Origin of the sequence: Amycolatopsis sp. NPDC051758 (assembly GCF_044453095.1) — a bacterium.
Classification (GTDB): domain Bacteria; phylum Actinomycetota; class Actinomycetes; order Mycobacteriales; family Pseudonocardiaceae; genus Amycolatopsis.
This window is the reverse complement of sequence record NZ_JBITCJ010000027.1, coordinates 19613-38487: the sequence shown is the minus strand read 5'-3', so window position 1 is coordinate 38487 and position 18875 is coordinate 19613. Positions and strand designations below refer to the sequence as shown.

Annotated in this window: 8 protein-coding genes; 3 read left to right on the top strand and 5 right to left on the bottom strand. The window is 72.5% G+C overall.

Going from position 1 to position 18875, the window contains the following annotated elements; translation table 11 throughout:
- Window positions 1-2: 2 nt before the first annotated feature.
- The 5 genes from ACIA5G_RS52970 to ACIA5G_RS52950 all read right to left on the bottom strand — a co-directional run bounded on the left by ACIA5G_RS52970 (window position 3) and on the right by ACIA5G_RS52950 (window position 5302).
- On the bottom strand, window positions 3-875 hold the full coding sequence (locus ACIA5G_RS52970) for a carbohydrate ABC transporter permease (protein ID WP_395938046.1): 873 nt from the start codon (window positions 873-875) through the stop codon (window positions 3-5).
- On the bottom strand, window positions 872-1795 hold the full coding sequence (locus tag ACIA5G_RS52965) for a carbohydrate ABC transporter permease (protein ID WP_395938044.1): 924 nt from the start codon (window positions 1793-1795) through the stop codon (window positions 872-874). Before ACIA5G_RS52965 ends, ACIA5G_RS52970 begins: the two co-directional genes overlap by 4 nt.
- Before the next feature lie 9 nt (window positions 1796-1804).
- Window positions 1805-3073, bottom strand: a complete 1269-nt coding sequence (locus tag ACIA5G_RS52960) for an ABC transporter substrate-binding protein (RefSeq protein WP_395938042.1) — start codon at window positions 3071-3073, stop codon at window positions 1805-1807.
- Window positions 3073-3900, bottom strand: coding sequence for an endo alpha-1,4 polygalactosaminidase (locus ACIA5G_RS52955; RefSeq protein WP_395938040.1), 828 nt, complete (start codon window positions 3898-3900; stop codon window positions 3073-3075). Before ACIA5G_RS52955 ends, ACIA5G_RS52960 begins: the two co-directional genes overlap by 1 nt.
- 196 nt (window positions 3901-4096) lie before the next feature.
- On the bottom strand, window positions 4097-5302 hold the full coding sequence (locus ACIA5G_RS52950; RefSeq protein WP_395938038.1) for a glycosyltransferase: 1206 nt from the start codon (window positions 5300-5302) through the stop codon (window positions 4097-4099).
- 100 nt (window positions 5303-5402) lie between these two features.
- Here ACIA5G_RS52950 and ACIA5G_RS52945 point away from each other — a divergent pair, with 100 nt between their 5' ends.
- From ACIA5G_RS52945 to ACIA5G_RS52935, 3 genes are all read left to right on the top strand, one after another.
- Window positions 5403-6083 (top strand): hypothetical protein, encoded by a 681-nt coding sequence (locus tag ACIA5G_RS52945; protein ID WP_395938036.1) that lies wholly within the window; start codon window positions 5403-5405, stop codon window positions 6081-6083.
- 160 nt (window positions 6084-6243) lie between these two features.
- The gene (locus tag ACIA5G_RS52940; RefSeq protein ID WP_395938034.1) at window positions 6244-10014 is read left to right on the top strand and encodes an amino acid adenylation domain-containing protein; all 3771 of its coding nucleotides are present in this window, start codon (window positions 6244-6246) and stop codon (window positions 10012-10014) included.
- Window positions 10011-18869 (top strand): amino acid adenylation domain-containing protein, encoded by an 8859-nt coding sequence (locus tag ACIA5G_RS52935; RefSeq protein ID WP_395938032.1) that lies wholly within the window; start codon window positions 10011-10013, stop codon window positions 18867-18869. The genes ACIA5G_RS52940 and ACIA5G_RS52935 overlap by 4 nt, the downstream gene beginning before the upstream one ends.
- Window positions 18870-18875 lie beyond the last annotated feature (6 nt).

Below are 18875 nucleotides of genomic sequence, written 5' to 3'. Positions count from 1 at the left end.
GCTCACCCCTTGAGCCCGCTGGAAGTGATGGACTGGATGAACGTCTTCTGCGCGCCGAGGAAGGCGAGCAGCACCGGCAGCACCGTGATCACGTTGCCCGCCATGACGGCGGCCCAGTTGGTGTGGTGCTGGCCCTGGAACGTGGTGAGGCCCAGCTGCAGCGTGTACGTCGTGTCGTGGTTGAGCGCGATGAGCGGCCAGGTCAGGTCGTTCCAGGTGGTGAGGAAGGTCAGCACGGCGACCGTGCTCAACGCGGGCCGTGACAGCGGCAGCACGATCGTGAACAGCACCCGGAGCCGCGAGCAGCCGTCGATCCACGCCGCTTCTTCGAGTTCCCTCGGCAGGGACAGGAAGAACTGGCGCAGCAGGAACACCGCGAACGGCGTCACCAGCGACGGCACGATGAGCGCGCCCAGGCTGTCGATCAGGCCGAGCTTCTTCATCACCAGGAACGTCGGGATCATGGTGAGCTGGAACGGGATCGCCATCGTCGCGATCATCAGCCCGAGCAGCACCCGCGAACCGGCGAACCGCATCCGCGCGAACGCGTACCCGCCGAGCGTGCCGAAGAGCAGGTTCGACACCACGGTCACCGCCGACACGATCAGCGAGTTCGTGAACCAGCGCACGAACAGCGCGTTCTCGAGCACGTAGCGGTAGCCCGAGAAGTCCACCTGGGACGGCCAGAGCGCGGGCGGGAACCGGTTGATCTCGGCGTTGCTCATCACCGAGCTGAGGAGCAGCCACACCAGCGGCGCGGCGAACACGAGCGCCAGCGGCACGAGCAGCAGGTGCCACGGGCTGAACGGCAGCCGGGGCCGGCGGAGTGCGGGCAGGACGCGCGGCGCGGGCACCCCGTCGAGCCGGGCGGTCATCGGAGCACCTTCCGGGGCCGGCGGACCACCCGCACGGCGATCACGACGACGAGCAGGGCGAGCGCGAGCACGTAGGCCGACGCCGCGCCGTACCCCGCGGTGAAGTTCTTGAACGCCTGCTCCCAGACGAAGTAGACGATCACCGTGGTGGAGCCGAGCGGGCCGCCCTTGGTCGTCACGTACACCAGGTCGAACACCTGCAGCGACGTGATCAGCTGCCACACCACCAGGAACGCCGTCACCGGCATGATCGCCGGCAGCGTCACGTGCCGCAGCACCCGCCAGGCGCCCGCGCCGTCCAGCCGCGCGGCCTCGACCAGCGACGGCGGGACGTCCTGCAGCGCGGCCAGGTAGACCACGACGCAGAACCCGGTGCCGCTCCACAAGGTGATGGCGACGAGCACCAGCAACGCCTGCGCGGGATCGGTCAGGAACCCTTGCGGGGACACGCCGAGGTGGTGCAGCAGTGAGTTGGCCGCGCCGAACTGCGGGTCGAGGATGAAGGAGAACAGCACACCCTGCGCCGTGGCCGAGAGCACGAACGGGACGAAGACCAGCGTCCGGTAGACGCCGATCAGCCGGATGCGCCGGTTCAGCGCCTGCGCCAGCAGGAAGCCGAACAGGATGCTCAGCGGCACGTAGAGCACCGTGTACAGCACGGTGTTCCCGACGGCCTGGGCGAAGTGCGGGTCCTGGGCGAGCGCGGCGTAGTTGTCGAACCCGGTCCAGCGGCTGGGCGTCACGAGGTCGTCGACCTGGAAGGACAGCAGCAGCGACCAGGCCACCGGCACCACGCCGAGACCGAGGATGATGAGCACGGCGGGTGAGACGTAGGCCCACGCGGCCGCGCTCTCGCGGCGACGGCGGCGCTTGACGTGCTGGACCGGGGTGACGGTGATGGGCCTCGGCAGTCCGGGCATGGCGGCTCCCTATCGCGGAATGATCAGGGCGGCGTTCGCGGCCGCGGCGCAGTCGCGCAGCGCGTCGGCCGGGGTCGCCTGGCCGAGCAGCACGGCGACGATCGCGGTGCCGAGCGCCGCCGACACCTGCGGGTAGGCCGGGTGCACCGGCCGGACCCGGGCGTTCTCCAGCGCGTCGACGAACACCGGCAGGCCCGGCGTCCCGGCGGTCTTCTCCTGCCACGCGGGCAGTTGCTGCGTCGCCCGGCTCAGCGGGAGGCTGCCCGCGCCGTCGTCCCAGCGGACGTCCTGGGCCGGGTCCGCCAGCCAGGACAGGAATGTGCGCGCCGCGCGGACGCGCTCCTCGCCGTTGTCGAAGAGCGTCCAGGTGTCCGGCCCGGAGATGGTCAGCGGCCGGCCGCTGAAGCTCGGCAGTGGCACCACCGCGTAGTCGACGCCGGCGTCGGTGATGTCGGGCAGCTGCCACGGCCCGGTGACGACCATGCCGATGTTGCCGCCCTCGAACGCCTGGTACATCTGCTCGCTGCCGGTCTTCGGGTCGAGGTAGACGGCCTTCGCCGCGGCGAGGTCGCGGACGACTTCGAGCGCCCGCACACCTTGGTCCGCGAACCCGATGCCGCGGCCGCCCGGCCCGATCACGTCGCCGCCGAGGTCCCACAGCATCGGCCACAGCCGCCACACGGTGTCCTCGTCGCCGGTGGCCGGCCACGCGGTGCCGAAGACACCACCCGCCGGGTCGGTGAGTTTCCGTGCGGTGCCGACGAAGTCGGCCCACGTCCAGCCCGCGACCGGCGGCGGGGTGCCGGTCTTCTCGAACAACGCCTTGTTGTAGACGACGGCCAGTGAGTCGAGCAGCGCCGGGACCGCGCGGACGCGGCCGTTGACCGTGACCGCTTCCCGGGCCGGGGCCCAGAAACCAGGCCCCGCGTCGACCAGGTCGGTGACGTCGACGACGCTCGGGCTGCGCGCGACGCTGGCGAGGTCCGAGCCGAAGACGTAGGCGATGTCCGGGAAGGACCCCGACGCGAGCGCCGCGGTGATCTTCTGCAGCATCGCGTCGGCGAGCACCCCGCCGCCGAGGTCGATCCGGATGCCCGGGTGGGTCCGGTGGAAGTCGGCGACGAGCTCGTCGAGGACCTTCTTGCCGGTGTCGGTCTGGCCGTGCCAGACCTCGACCGTCACCGGCCCGCCATTGCTCCCGCTGGCCGTGCCGCAGCCGGCCAGCGCGCTGCCGAGGGTGAGACCGCCGACCCCGCGCAGGAATCCGCGCCGGTCCATCAGCAGGTTTTGCGGACGTAGCCGGACTCGCCCTTGGGCACGACGTCGAGGTCGCGGCGCACGATGCTGAGCGAGCTCCACCGGCTGCAGGCGGTCTTGAGCCCGCTGTCGGTGTACTCGATGACGATCACGTGGTCGCCGAACGCGGGGGTGAACTCGTCGCAGTTCTTCTGCTGGCCGCACTCTTCGGCGATGGCGAAGTCGAGCCCGTTGGCCTGGCGCTGCCCGGCCAGCTCGGAGGTGTTCTTCTGGCCGATCGCGAGGCCCTTCTGGTGGGCGTGCGCGGAAAGCAGGCGGATGTAGGCCTGCGCGTCGCTGTCGGACAGGAGTCCCCGGGAGCGCGTGAAGCTGTCGTAGTTGTCCGGCTCGATCGCCTGGTAGCCCCGCGCCGCGCAGTCGTCGACCCAGGTGTTCACCTTGGCCGCGACGCGCGTGCGCTTGTCGGCGGTGCGCAGGTCGAGCAGGGCCTCGCCCCAGTCCTCGTCCACCACCACGTTGCCGTTGCCGTCGCGCAGCAGCAGGTCGTTCCACTCCCCTTCGGCACCGGGCTGGGCCTGGAAAGCGTTGACGTAGCAGATGTTGTAGAGCCCGGCGGCCGGCGCGTCACCGTGGTCGCGGCTGACGATCTTGACACCCGCGGGCGGGGTGTAGGCGCCGCCGATCTGGTAGTCGAAGCCCGCCTTGACCGGCGGCGGCGCGGGGGTGGCTGCCGGCGCCGCGGAAGCCGAGCACGCGGTGCCACCGAGGACCGCGGCCACCAGGGCGGCGCCGGTGAGGAACTGGGTGCGGGAGAAGGACATCATCGGTCTCCGGATGATGGTGGGCACGACCCCGCCTCGGACCGCGAACACGTCCTGGCGACTCAGTCCGGGCTCGCGGCGACGGCCGACATACCGGCTGGGCGTACCTCTCACGCCGGGGCAACCATGCCGACGTGCCGAGAAGTAAAACCAGCAAGTCCACGCATGTCAAGTGCTCGTTGCTGAGCGTTCGGCCCAATTAACATGCACTCGCAAGCATCGCTCACCGCAAGGCGTCGACCAGCATGCGCGCGGCCGTGGCCGCTCCGTCGACCCGGGCCTCGGCGGCCACCGCCTTCGCCCGCGCCCGGGTTTCCGGCGCCAGGGCCGTCTCGAGCGCGGCGTCCAGGGACTCGACGGTCGCGGTCGGCCCGTCGAGCGTCACGCCGATGTCCAGGACCGCCACCTGGCCGGCCCAGTACGGGTTGTCCGCGACCTGGAGCGGGACCGCCACCTGCGGCACCCCCGCCCGGGCGGCCGTCTGCACCGTGCCCGCCCCGCCGTGGTGCACGACGGCGGCGACCTCGCCGAACAGCCGCTGGTGGTTGACCTCGCCGATGGCGAAGCAGTCGTCCTGACCGTCGACCACGTCCAGATCCGCCCAGCCGCGGGAAACGAGCACCCGGAGACCCCGGGCGCGGATCACCTCGACGGCCCGGGAAACGATGCCCGGCGCCGGCGGGATGCTGCCGAAGCCCACGTAGACCGGCGGCGCGCCCGCCGCCAGGAAGGTCACCAGGTCGGCCGGGAGCGGGCGGTCGTCCGGCAGGAACCAGGAGCCGGCCCGGACCACGTCGAGGCCCGGGGTTTCCCGCCACGGCCCCAGAACCGGGTCCGCCGCCAGCCACGGCCGGTCGCTGTAGACGTGGTCGCGGACGTTGTCCACCGGGGGCAGCCCGAGCGCTGCCCGGTGGCGGTTGAGCGGCTCGCGGAACTGCGCGTTCACGTTGCGGGCGTCCAGTTCCCACAGCGCCGGATTGTCCGCGGCCGGCGGCTCCGGCCAGCCCGCCCGCGGGGGCGGCGCGTGGTGCGGCGAGGGCAGGTTGACCGCCGAATAGGTCGCGTAGACGTAGGGGATGCCCGCAGCCTCGGCCACGGACCGCGCGCCGATCTGCGCCAGGCCGGCCACCACCAGCGCGGCACAGCCGTCGGCCGCCTCGGGCAGGCGGGCGAACTGGGCGTCCACCAGCTCGTTCCGGTACCGGGACAGCTCCGCCGCCGACGGCGGGGCCGGCCGGCTCATCAACGCGCGCATCGACGGCCCGACCGGCACCGGCTGGATCCCGAGGCCGGTGAGCCGGGCGACGAACTCCTCGTCCGGCGGGGTGCACATCCGCGTTTCGACGCCGAGTTCCTGCAGCCGCACCGCGAGCGCCACCAGCGGTTCGACGTCGCCGCGCGTCCCGTACGTGGCCAGCAGCACCCGCATCCCGAGCCCCCTTCGGTCCTGTCTTCCCCTATGGTGCGGCAGGAGTGTACGGCGCTCGCCGCCGGGTTCCCGATCATCACCGCGACCAGAAAGCCACTCGATGACTACCCCTGATGTCTCGGTCGTCCTGCCCTGCGCCGGATTCGGATCCCGGTTCGGGGCGCCCTACTCGAAGGAGCTGCACTGCCTGGCTCCCGGGGTCACCGTGCTGGACCGCAGCCTGGAGCCGGCGGTCGAACTGGTCGAAAGCGGCCTGACCGTGCGCCTGATCGTGGTGTTCCGGACGCACAAACTGGACACCGTGAGCTACCTCGAGCGCTACGCCGGGAAGTTCCAGATCGTCTTCGTCTACCAGGACGAGTCGCTCGAAGGCGGGCTCGACGCGGCGATCCGGTCCGCGTTGCCGCTGACGGAGGGACCGGTGGCCCTCGTGCTTCCTGACATCGTTGTCACCGGCGCGGGCAGTCTGGTCACCGCGGTGGAACGGACAAAAGAGACCGGCTGGAGCGTGGTGGCCGTCGAGGAACGGGACCCCGGAGTCCTGCGGCAGATGGGGGCGCTGACCGTCGGCGAGGAGGACGGCGCCGTGACCGTCCGGGCGGCCGCCGAGAAGCCGGCGGACCCGGCGGGCTTCAACGCGTGCTGGGGCATGATCGCGGTCACCGAGGAGGAGGCGCACCGGTTGCCCGACGTGGCGCGGCGGGAAGCGGACAGCCCGCTGGCCGGCGCGGTCGCGCTCATGGTGGAGAGCATCGTGAACTACAACACCGTCACGGGCTGATTCGCGGCAGAGACTTCCGGGCAGACTTCGTCCACGACTCGTGATCACCCGATGGTGTGGTGTTAACTGTCCGGACAGACAGAGCGCGTTTCCCCGACCTCGGCTGCGACGGCACAACGCAGTACCGGTTCGCCCGCCCCGCCCCGAAAGGCCGTCCTCGATGCAGGTGTCCGCACCGCTGTCGTCCGGTCAGCAGCGCCTTTGGACCGTCTCCCAGCTGGACGGGGCCGGCCCGGCCTACAACGAAGCCATGGCGTTCACGCTGCGGGGCCCCCTCGACCGCGAGGCGCTGCGGCGGGCTTTCGACGCCCTCGCCGACCGCCACGAAACCCTGCGCACCCGGTTCGCCGTCGAGGACGGCCGTCCCGTGCAGATCGTCGAGCCCGCCGGTTTCCCCTTCACCGTCACGGATGTGGCCGGAGAGCCGGGCAAAACGGCCGAACTGCGCCGTACCGAGCCGGCCGAGCCGTTCGACCTGACCCGCGCCCCGCTGGCCCGGGCGCGGTTGCTCGCCGACGGCGACGAGCGGCACGTCCTGCTGATCACCGTCCACCACACCGTTTTTGACGGCTGGTCCCGCACCCTGCTGCTGCGGGAGCTCGGAATCCTTTACACCGCTCAAATGAGCGGCGAACCGGCCTCGCTGCCGGAGACGCGCCCTTACCGCGAGCACGCCCAGGCGCAGCAGGACTGGCTGGCCGGCACCGGGCCGGCACCGCACGAGGAGTACTGGCGGGACCGCCTGGAAGGGGTGCCGCCGGTGCTGGAGCTGCCCGCCGACCGGCCGCGCCCGGCCCGGCAGGACCACCGCGGCGCGCGGGTGCCGATCACGCTCGGGCCGGAGCTCACCGCCCGGCTGAAGGCGGTGGCCCGCGAGCACGGCGGCACGCTCTACTCCACCATCCTGACCTGTTGGTTCATCCTGCTGTCCCGGCTTTCCGCGCAAGCTGACATCGTTGTCGGCGTCCCCACCGCCAACCGCGGCGGCCGGGGTGACTACCCCGACACGCTCGGCTTCTTCGTCAACACCCTCGCCGTCCGCGCCGAGCTGGCCGGCTCCCCCACCGGTGCGCTCCTGCTCAAGCAGGTCCGCACGGCGCTGCGAGGTGCGATCGACCACGCCGCCCTGCCGTTCGAGCGGGTGGTCGAGCTGGTCAACCCGCCGCGCAGCCCGGCGCACACGCCGCTGTTCCAGACGATGTTCGCCTGGGTCCCGACCCAGCACGACCTGCTGGAGCTGCCGGGCGTGACCGTCGAGCCCCTCGACGTCGAGCACGCGCCCGCGAAGTTCGACCTCGCCCTCGGCCTGGCCGACGAGAACGGCGACGTCGCCGGGCACCTCGACTACGCCGTCGCCCTCTTCGACCACACCACGGCGCAGCGGTACGCCCGGTACCTGGTCCGGCTGCTCGACCAGCTGGCCGCGCGGCCGGACGCCGACATCGCGAGCTACGAACTGCTGGACGACGCCGAACGCCACGAGATCCTCACCGGCTGGAGCACCGGGCCCCGGTCGCGCCGGCGCCCCGGCGGGCTCGTCGAACGGTTCACCGCCCACGCCGACACCACCCCGGACGCCCCCGCGCTCGTCTGCGACGGCCAGGCCCTCACCTACGGCGAGCTGGACCGCCGCACCACAAAGCTGGCGAACGCCCTGCGCGCCCGCGGAGCCGGGCCGGGCGAGGTCGTGGCCATCCTCAGTGGACGGTCGGCGGACCTCGTGGTCGCCGTCCTGGGCGTGCTGAAGACCGGCGCCGCCTACCTCCCGCTCGACCCGGCCCAACCGGCCGCCCGGCGAGCGGCGATGGTCGAAGATGCGCGCCCGGTGCTGGTCCTGGGCGACGACGTCCCGGCTCTCGAGGCCGAAGGTGGCGAGGCCAGGACCCTGGTGCCGACCGACTCGCGGGAGACCGCCTACGTCATCTACACGTCGGGGTCGACCGGGCGCCCGAAGGGTGTCGCCGTGACCCACCACAGTGTCCTCGCCCTCTTCGACCAGTGGCTCGACCGCTTCGGCGCGACGCCCGGCGAGGCGACGTCGGCGTGGTCGAGCATCGGCTTCGACGCCTCGGTGCACGAACTGCTGCTCCCCCTGACGACCGGCGCGGTGCTGCACGTGGTGCCCGAGGACGTCCGGGCCGATCCGGCGGCGCTGATGGTGTGGCTGCGGGAACACCGGGTGGTGCAGGCGTTCCTGCCGCCCGCCTACGTCCGGTGGATCGACGAAGACGTCAGCCGGGTGGCCGGGCTCGCCCTGCGGCAGGTCCTCACCGGCGTCGAGCCGCTACCGGAAGCCGCGCTCGCCCGGTTCGCCGCGGCCCTGCCCGGCCTGCGGATCTGCTTCGGCTACGGACCGACCGAGGCCACGCTCTACGCGACCGCCCACTTCGACTCCCAGCTGTCGGACCGCCCGGCGCCGATCGGGCGGCCGCTGCCCGGATCGCGGCTGTACCTCCTGGACGAGCGGCTGCGCCCGGTGCCGCCGGGCGTGGCGGGCGAGGTCTTCCTGGCCGGCGACTGCCTGGCCCGCGGATACCTGCACCGGCCGGGACTGACCGCCGAGCGGTTCGTGCCGGACCCGTTCACCCCCGGCGAGCGGATGTACCGCACCGGCGACCTGGCCCGGTGGCTCCCCGACGGTGAAGCCGAGTACGCCGGCCGCCGCGACGACCAGATCAAGCTGCGTGGGTTCCGCATCGAACCCGGCGAGGTGACGGCCGCGCTGCTCGCCGTCCCCGGGGTCCGGGAAGCCGCTGTGCTGGTGGACCGCGACGGCGAACCCCGGCTCGTCGCCGGCGTCGCGGGCGGCGGTGGCCGGACTCCGCACGAGTGGCGTGCCGCGCTGGCCGAACGGCTGCCGGACTACATGATCCCGTCCGTGTTCGCCGAGTTCGACCGGCTGCCCCTGAGCCGCAGTGGCAAGCTCGACCGGGACGCCGTGCTGGCGCACGCTCGAGCGAGCGCACCGGCCGCGGTGAACACGGCCGCCCCGCGCGACCACGTCGAGCTGGCGCTGCTGCGGATCTGGCGGAACCTCCTGCTGCACCAGGCGATCGGCGTCTCGGACGACTTCTTCGACGTCGGCGGCACGTCGATCTCGGCGATCAAGCTGGCCCACGCCATCGGCGACGAGTTCGGCCGCGAGCTGCCGATCCGCGACGTCATCCTGCACCCGACCATCGAGGCGCAGGCCGCGCTGCTGCGCACGGACCGCCCGCCGGACAGCGGCAGCCTGATCGAGTTCCGCCGCGGCGCCGGCCGGGCCCGCGTGGTCTGCGTGCACCCGGCGGGCGGGACCGCGTTCTGCTACCTGCCGCTCAGTGCCCTGCTGCCCGAGGACGCCGGAGTGGTCGGCATCCAGTCCCCCGGGCTCAACCCCGGCGAAGAGCCGCTGCCGAGCGTCGAGGCGATGGCCGAGGAGTACCTGCGATTTGTCGACCCGCAGCCGGAGGAAGCATTGGTCCTTTGTGGACTTTCCTACGGCGGCCTGGTCGCCTACGAGATGGGCCGCCGGCTGGCGGAGCACCATCCACGGGTCAGCGTTGTCCTGCTCGACACCACTGCCACCGACGACCCCGCCGCGCGGGCGGCGATCGAACCGGTCCCGGCTGCCGAGTTCCGCGAGAAACTGGTGCGGTTCAACGGGATGTACCCGGGCATCGAGGACGCGCAGATCGAGCGTTACCACCGCACGTACAACCACAACCGGCTGACCGCGCGTGCGCACGATCCCGGTGAGTCGAAGGCCCGGGTGGTGTTCGTGCAGGCCGTCGGTGAGGACACGATCCCCGGCACCGCCGAGTTCTGGCGCCGCCGGGCACGCGGCGACTTCGCCGTGGTCCCCGCCGACTGCGGGCACTGGGACATGCTCGAAAGCGACGCGTTGCCACTCGTCGCCGAACTCATCACGGCCGAGCTGGCGGCCCGATGACCTCGATCGCCCGCCGCGTCCACGACCGGGCCCTGCGGCACCCGGACGCCGTCGCCGTGTCCGACGGCTCCCGCTCGCTCACCTACGCCGAGCTGGACGCCGGGGCCGCAGCGATCGCAGAGTCGTTGACCCGCCGCGAGGTTCGCCCGGGTGACGCGGTCGCCGTGGGGCTGCCCCGCTCGGCGGAACTGGTCCTCGTCATGCTGGGTGTGCTGCGCCTGGGCGGGCAGGTCGTGCCGCTGGACCGGCAGAGCCCGCCCGCGCGCCGCGACGTCATCCTCGCCGACGCGGGCGCGGCCGCCGTTGTCCACGATGGACTGCCGGGCCTGCCGCCGCTGACGCCCGCCGAACTCCTGGCCACGACCGCGTCGCCCGGTGTCCCTGCCGAGCCCGCGCCGGCGTCGTTCCTCTTCTACACCTCGGGCACCACCGGCCGCCCCAAGGGCGTCGAGGTCCGTGACGCGGGTGTCCTCCGGCTCGCCGAACCGGGCTGGCTCGACCACGGCACCCGGTTCGCCTGCCTGGCCAACCCGGCGTTCGACGCGATCAGCTTCGAGGTGTGGGTGCCGCTACTGACCGGCGGCACGTGCGTCATCCTCGACGACACCACCGTCCGGGACCCGCAGGCGTTCGCCGACGCGCTGGTCCGCGAACGCGTCGACACGATGTTCGTGACGGCGACGCTGTTCAACGCGGTCGCGGAGACCGTGCCGGGCAGCTTCGCCACCGTGCGCCGCGTGGTCATCGGCGGTGAGCAGCTCAACGCCCCGCTGATCCGCCGCTGGTACCAGGCCAACCCGGACTCGCCGACCCGGCTGCAGAACGGCTACGGCCCGACCGAGACGACGACGTTCGCGCTCAGTTACGCCATCCCCCGGGGCTTCGACGGCGATGTGGTGCCGATCGGCCGTCCGCTGCCGGGCACCGGCGCGGTCGCGGTGACGGCGGACGAGCGGGTGGCGTCCGAAGGCGAGGTCGCCGAGCTGTACATCTCCGGGCCGGGGGTCGCGCTCGGCTACCGCGGCCTGCCCGCGGAGACCGGGCAGCGCTTCGTGCGGCTGCCGTGGCTCGACGAGGGCCGCGCGCGGTACTACCGCACCGGCGACCTGGTCCGCGTGCTGCCGGGCGGGCGCTACGCCTACGCCGGGCGGACCGACCGGCAGGTGAAGGTCCGCGGGTTCCGGATCGAGCCGGGTGAGCTGGAGCAGCGGCTGCTCGCGCACCCGGAGATCCGGCAGGCGCACGTGGCTGTGCGGCGCGCGGCCACCGCCGAGCTGCTCGCGTTCGTCGTGGCCGGTGATCTTTCCTTCGACGCGTTCGAAGCTCATCTGAGCGCAACCGTGCCGTCGTACATGCGGCCGCACCACGTGTTCCGCGTCGAGGAACTGCCCCGGAACGCGAACGGCAAGGTTGACGAAACCGCGCTGCTGGCGGGCGGGTTTCCGTCGTGGCGGCCGGACACCGGCGGCGAAGCGACGGCGTGGGAGCGCGAATTCCTCGACGTCGTGTCGGATGTCCTCGGCGTCCCGGATCTTCACCCCGGCGACACGTGGCTGCGGTCCGGGGGCGACTCGCTCAAGGCGTTGCGGCTGCGGTTCGCGATCCGTGAACGCTGGGGCGCGGACCTGGCGCCTTCGGTGGTGCAGCGCGGCAGTTTTGCCGATCTCGCCGCCGCCGTCTCCTCGGCGGGGCATGCGGCGTACCCCGCGGTGGGTGCACCGACCACCGCGACGACGGCCCCGGCCACCAGCGAACAACAGCGGCTCTGGCTGCTGCAGCAAAGAAATCCGGCGTCCACGGCGTATCACGTGCCGCTTGCCTTCCGCGTCACCGGCTCTCCCGATGTCGACGCTCTGCGCCGGGACGTGCGCGGCCTGGTCGAGCGGCACCCGGCGCTGCGCACCGCGTTCGAGGCGACGCCCGACGGTCTGCGGCAGGTGGCGAAGGCGCCGTACGACCCGTGGACCGAGCCGTCCGGCGACTTCTTCACCGCGCCGTTCGATCTCGCGTCGGGTCGGCTGTTGCGCGCGGCCTGGCGTTCCGACGGCACGCTTTTGCTTTGCCTGCACCACATCGCCGTTGACGGCTGGTCGCTGAACATCCTGTTCCGGGAGCTGTCCGGCGCCTCGCCGCGTCCGGACGCGCACACGCCGTTCGACTTCGCCGGGTGGCAGTCCCGGTGGTTCGCCTCTCCCGGCTATCGCGCTCAGCTGAGCTCCCCGCACGACGACGCCGAACCGGTCGGCGAAGCGTCTCTCACCGGGCGGCTGCACACAACGAGCATCGGGCGCGAGCGGGTCGACGAGTGGGCCGGGGAGCTGGGCCTGACCCGTTTCCAGCTCCTGCTCGGCGTGTTCGCCTGGAGCCTGTACGCGGTGACCGGACGGACCCGGCCGCGGATCGCCGCGCCGGTGGCGAACCGGCCGGTGCGGGAGTTCGAGGACGGCGTCGGCATGTTCGCCAACACCGTCCGGCTGCCGCTGTCGGTGGATCCCGACGAGGACCTGGAGACCCAGTTGCGGCGGCTCGGTGAGACGTCGGGTGCGGTGCTGGACCACCAGGACGTCGCGTTTGCCGACCTCGACCCCGAGTACGCGGCCTTCGACTACCTGTTCGTCCTGGAGAACACCGAATTCGAAGCGCTGCAGCTACCCGGTTGCACGGTCAGTCCACTGTGGATTGAAGCAACCGAGGCCAAGTGTGCGCTCACCCTGTCGGTCGTCGAACGGCCGGACGGCTTCGACTGCCTCTGGGAGTACGGCGAAGGCCACTTCACCGAGGCCGAGGCGGCGGCGCTGGGCGACGTCTTCGACCGCGCCTTGCACGGCACCGCACGGACTCCGGCCGAACTGGCCGAGCCGTACCGCCGCGACCACGGCCGCGGTGCCACGGCGGAGCTGACGTGGGAAACCGTGGCGGAAGGCTTTGCGCGGCAGGTCGCGCTGACACCCGACGCCCCGGCGCTGACCGGCGACACCACGCTGTCCTACGCCGAACTGGACGCGCACGCGGCCCGGCTCGCCGCCACCCTGCCGGCCGACGCCACCGACGTCGCGCTGTACTTCCGGCCGTCGGCCGAACACGTTGTCGCGCTCCTCGCGCTCGCGCGGCTGAACATCACCGCCGTGCCCCTGGATCCCGCGTACCCGCCCGCATTGCTGCGCGACATGCTCGAGCGGGCCCGGCCGCGGTGCGTCCTGCTCGCCCCGGGCGAAACGTTCGAGACGGACGTCGAACGGCGGTTCGTCACGCTCACCGACGGGCCGGTGCCGGACGTCCCGGCCCGGCACACCGGGCGGCCGCTCTACACACTGTTCACCTCGGGCTCGACCGGCGTGCCCAAGGGCGTGCGCGTTCCGGACCGCACGCTGGCCAACCTGCTGCAGTGGCAGGACGCGCCACCCGCGTCGACCCAGCAGTTCTCGATGCTGTCGTTCGACGTGTCGTTCCAGGAGATCTTCACGACTCTGTGCGGCGGCGGCCGGCTGCACCTGGTCCGGCCGGAGTGGCGGCACGACGTCCCGGCGTTGCTGGCGCAGCTGGAAACCGCCGGGATCGAACGGATCTTCCTGCCGTACGTCGCACTGCAATTGTTGGCCGAGCACGGTGTCCGGCTCGGGGTGTACCCGTCGCGGCTGCGGGACGTGATCACCGCCGGCGAGCAGCTGGTGTGCACGCCGGCGATCCGCCGCTGGTTCGCCGGGCTGCCCGGCGCGCGCCTGCACAACCACTACGGCCCCACCGAGACGCACGTCGTGAGCGCGCTGACCCTCGACGGTGATCCGGCGGGCTGGCCCGAGCGGCCCGCCATCGGCCGTCCGGTGGCGAACGCGGTGCTGCGGGTCGCCGACGCCGCGGGCGCGCCGTTGCCGCCGGGGCAGATCGGCGAGCTGCTCATCGGCGGTCTCGCGGCGAACCGGTGTTACCTCGGCGAACCGGCGTCGGACAGGTTCGCCGAGCTGCCGGAGCTGTACTACCGCAGCGGCGACCTCGCGCACTTCGACCGTGCCGGGCTGCTGCACTTCGACGGCCGGGCCGACCGGCAGGTCAAGCTGAGCGGGCACCGTCTTGAACTGGGGCAGGTCGAGGCGGCGCTGCTGCGGCACCCCGACGTCGTCAATGCTGTGGTGGCGCCGGAAGGCGAGCGGCTGGCCGCGTACCTGGAGTGTCGCCGGACACCGACCGCGTCGGAACTGACGGACTTTTTGGCGCCGCTGCTGCCGCCGCACGCGCGGGTCGACCGTTTCCGCGTGGTCACCGCCCTGCCGCGCACGCCGAGCGGGAAGCTCGACCGGGACGCCGCTTCTCTCGCTCTGGGGTCGGACCTCCGCCGTGTGTCGGCGCGGCCGTCGAGTGAGCTGGCGGCGCTGTTCGAGGAGGTGACCGGCGCGCCGATCGGTCCGGACGAGACGTTCTTCGCCGCCGGCGCCACCAGTCTCTCGCTGATGCGGTTCCACCTGCGCTGCGCCGAAGCGGGGTACCGGTTCACCGCGGCCGACCTCTTCGAGCACGTCACGCTCCGGGACCTGACGCGGCACCTCGAAAGCGGTCCGGCCCCGGCTCGGGTCTCGGATGGTGGTGCCACCGACGAACCGGTGGCGGTGGTCGGCATGGCGGTCCGGCTGCCCGGCGCACCGGATCTGGCCGCGTTCTGGGACCTGGTCGTCGCCGGCCGCCGGGGCATCGAAGAGTTCCCGGCGGACGAGGGCCTGGTCGGTGCGCGCAGCCTGCTGGACGGGCCCCTGGAATTCGACCCGGAACACTTCGGGATCAGCCACCGCGACGCGGCGCTGATGGACCCGCAGCAGCGGCAGTTGCTGATGGCGTGTGTCGAAGCGCTGTCCCACGCCGGGATCCCGGAGGCGGGCCGGATCGGGCTGATCGCGGGCTGCGGTGAGAACACGTACTTCCAGCAGATGCTGCGCGAGGCCGACCCGGCCGCGCTCCCGGACGGCTTCCAGCTCGCCCTGCACCACGAGAAGGACTTCCTCGCGACGAAGGTGGCGTACCACCTCGACCTCCGTGGTCCCGCGCTGACAACCCAGACGGCGTGTTCGAGTTCGCTGGTCGCCATCCACCAGGCCGCCGGAATGCTGCGCGACGGCGAAGCGGACGTGATGCTGGCGGGCGGCGTGCTCGTCGACGTCACCCTGGCCGAGGGGTACCGGTACCGGCCGCAGCACATCTTTTCGGCGGACGGGCATTGCCGCCCGTTCAGCGACGACGCGGGCGGCACGGTGGGCGCGTCCGGCGTGGGTGTGGTGGTGCTGAAGCCCCTGTCGGCGGCCCGCCGTGACGGCGACACGGTGTACTCGGTGATCACCGGCTCCGCCCTGACCAACGACGGCGCGGTGAAGCAGGGTTACAGCGCACCGTCCCCGGCCGGACAGCGCGCGGCCATCCAGGCCGCACTCCGGCGAGCCGGGCGCTCGGGCGCCGACGTCGGTTACGTCGAGACACACGGAACCGGCACCCGCCTCGGCGACCCGATCGAGGTCGCGGCCCTGCGCGAGGCCATGCCCGATTCGACGGGCTGTGCATTGTCCTCGGTGAAGAGCCAGATCGGCCACCTCGGCGCGGCGGCCGGTGTGGTGGGCCTGATCCGCGCAACCCTCGCCGTCCACCACGGCGTGCTTCCCCCGACGGTGGACTTCCGCGCGCCGAACCCGGCTCTGGACCTGGGACCGTTCCGGGTGCCGACACGAGCGGAGCCGTGGCCCGCGGGCCCGCGGGTGGCCGGGGTGAGCAGCTTCGGAATCGGCGGCACGAACGCGCACGTGGTGGTCGAGTCGGTCCGGCCGTCGGCGCCGCCTCGGCCCGATCCTGTGCGGTGCCTGGTGCTTTCGGCCCGCAGCGCCGCGGCACTGCGCCTCGATGCGGCTCGGGTGGCGGAGTACTTGGCCGAGCACCCGGAGTCCTATGTGGACGTGCTCCGGCATTTGCAGACGGGCCGCTCGTCGCAGCCATGGCGCCTGGCAGCGGCCTGCGGGGACGCAGCCGAGGCAATCGCCTGGCTGCGCACGGCCGAACCGCGAGAGGTCGTTCCTGCACCTGATGGTCCCGCGCTGGCCCGCCTGACCGCAGCGCCTCCCGCCGAGCCGCTCAACGCGGCGCTTTCCCGTGAAGGTACCGAGCTGGCCGCCGCCGAGCCCGCACCCGAGGCTTCCGCACCGCAAAGCGCCGCGCTGCCTTCAGCCGGGCAGGCCATGGCCGCCCCCTCACCCGACACCCCCGCGCCGGCGCTTTCACGTGAAAGCGCCGGTCTGGCCGCCGCCGAGCTCGCACCCGAGGCTCCCGCACCGCAAAGCACCGCGCCGCCTTCAGCCGAGCCAGCCCCTGCCGCGCCCTCACTCGACACACCCGCGCCGCCGCTTTCACGCGAAAGCGCCGGTCTGGCCGCCGCCGAGCTCGCACCCGAGGCTCCCGCGCCGCAAGGCGCCACACTCCCGCCCGAAGAGCTGGCCGCCGCGTGGCTGGCCGGGAAGTCCGTCGACTGGGGCCACTCCCCCGCCCCCGCGCCGTGGGACTTCCCGCCTCCCGCCTTCGCCTCCCGCGACTTCGACTTCCCGCGCCGGGCCGCCGTCACGCGACAACCCGAAACCGACTGGCTGCACCAGCCCACCTGGGTCCGCCTCCGCCGGGCGGCAACCGCCACCAAAACCGACCGCACCCTCGTCATCTCCGGCGAAGGCCCGCTAACCACCCCCACCCTCGACGCCGCCTACCGGCGCGTCGTGCGGGTCCACGCCGCGGACAGCTTCGCGAGGCGAGGCCCCGACACCTTCGAAGCCGACCCGGCCGACACCGCCTCCCTGCGCCAAGTTCTCGATGCCCTGCCCACCGACCAGATCGACTGGCTCCACACCCTCCCCCTCGGGATCACCGGCCCCCTCACCGAAGAATCCGTCAACCACGCGACCTGGGCCTGCGTCGACACCCCCGCTGCCCTGCTGCGAGCCGCCCATGACCGTCCACTCAGGACTTGGTGGGTCTCCGCCGGGGCCGCGCCCGCGAACACCGCCGTCACGCGGCCCGAAGCCGGATTGCTCGCCGGGGTCACCGCCGTCGGGCCGCAGGAAAGCGGGATTCCCGGCCACTGGGTCGATCTGCCCGGGCCCGGCCTGAACCAGATCGCCGACCTTCTCACCGGGCCGACCCCGCCGGATCGCGTCGCATTGCGGGCCGGGTTCTGGTGGGCGCAGGAAAGCACACCGGTCACCGCCGGCGGGCCCATGAGCCACGACGGGACCTACCTGATCCTCGGCGGCACCGGCGGCATCGGCACCGCCGTCGCCGAAGTGCTCCTGACCCGCACCACCGGGCGTGTCGTCCTGCTGGCGCGCGAACCCCACCTGCCCGAAGCACTCAAGCCGTGGGCGGACCGCGTCGACCTGCTCGCCGCGGACCTCACGAAGATCACCGCCGAAGAGATCGGCGGCCCCCTCGCCGGGATCGTGCACGCCGCGGGAGTGGCCGCCGGCGGTCTTATCGCCACTCGCGGCGAAGGCACCCAAGCCGTCAAACTCGCCGGCGCGCTCCTGACGGAAGCCCTCATCGAACGCCACCAGCCCGCGTTCGCCGTCTACTGCTCGTCGTTGTCCGCCCAGTTCGGCGGCACCGGTCAGCTGGACTACGCCGCCGCCAACGGGTTCCTCGACGCGCTCGCCCACCGCGACGGCCCGACTGCCCGGCTCTCCCTCGGCTGGGACGTCTGGCGCGACACCGGCATGGCCGTCACGGCACTGGAAACCGACGCCCGGCACCAAGCGCACCTGGCAGTCGGCCTGAGCGCCGAAGAAGGACAGCGCACCTTCGCCCGCGCCCTGAGCACCGGCCTGCCGCAGCTCCTGGTCGCGACGACCGGCCTCGAGGCGGCGCGCAAGTTCCACGAACGCGACACCGCGCCAACCACGACAAAACCGGCCGGAGACGCCGAAGCCGAGTTGACCGAGGAGGTACGCGCCCTCCTGGGCGTCGCCGAGCTCGACCCGGACGTGCCGCTCTACAACCTGGGCGCCGACTCCTTGACGCTGCTGGACGTCGTCGACTCGGTGAAACGGCTTTACGGCGTCGACCTCGACCTCGCGTGGCTCGGTCCGGAAGTGACGATGGCCGCGTTGCTGGCGAAGCTTTCCGAAGCAGGCGACACCGGCGAAGTCGTCGTGCAGATCTGGCGCGAAGGCACAACACAAGAAGCCGTGTGCCTGGTGCACCCGGTCGGCGGGGACGTCCACGCCTACCGCCCGCTCGTCGAGGCGCTGCCGCCCGAGCTCGGCGTCTGCGTGATCGCCGACCCGGCGCTGAGCCGGCCGGAACCGCCCGGCTGGCCGGTCGCGGACCGGGCCCGTCGCTACTACGCGGCGCTGCAAAAGCGGCTGCCCGGCCACACCTGGCAGCTGGCCGGGTGGTCGTTCGGCGCCTGGGTGGCCACCGGCATGGCCGCCGAAGCCGAGGCGGCCGGGCAGCCCGTGCGGGCGCTGCACCTCATCGACCCGCCGCCGCCCGGCGCGAGCGCCGCGGACTACAGCGACGCACAGCTGGAGACGGTCTTCGAGCGTGAATTGGGTGCTTCCGGCGGCACCGCGGGTGAGCACGCCCGGCGGCTCGCCCGCGCGTGCCGGGCCAACCTGCGCAGCATGACCGGGCACGAACTGCCGAGCCTGACCGCGACACCCAGCCACGTCTGGCTGGCCACCGAACCCGAACCCGGCCTGCCGGTCGCCGACCGCGGCGGCTGGCGAACCCTGCTGCCCGAACCGAGCCGCTGGCACGAACTGCCCGCCACCCACTACGGCATCGTGCGCGCGCCGCACGTCACCGACGTCGCCGCATCGATCACTCCGGCAAGCGAGTGAAGGAAA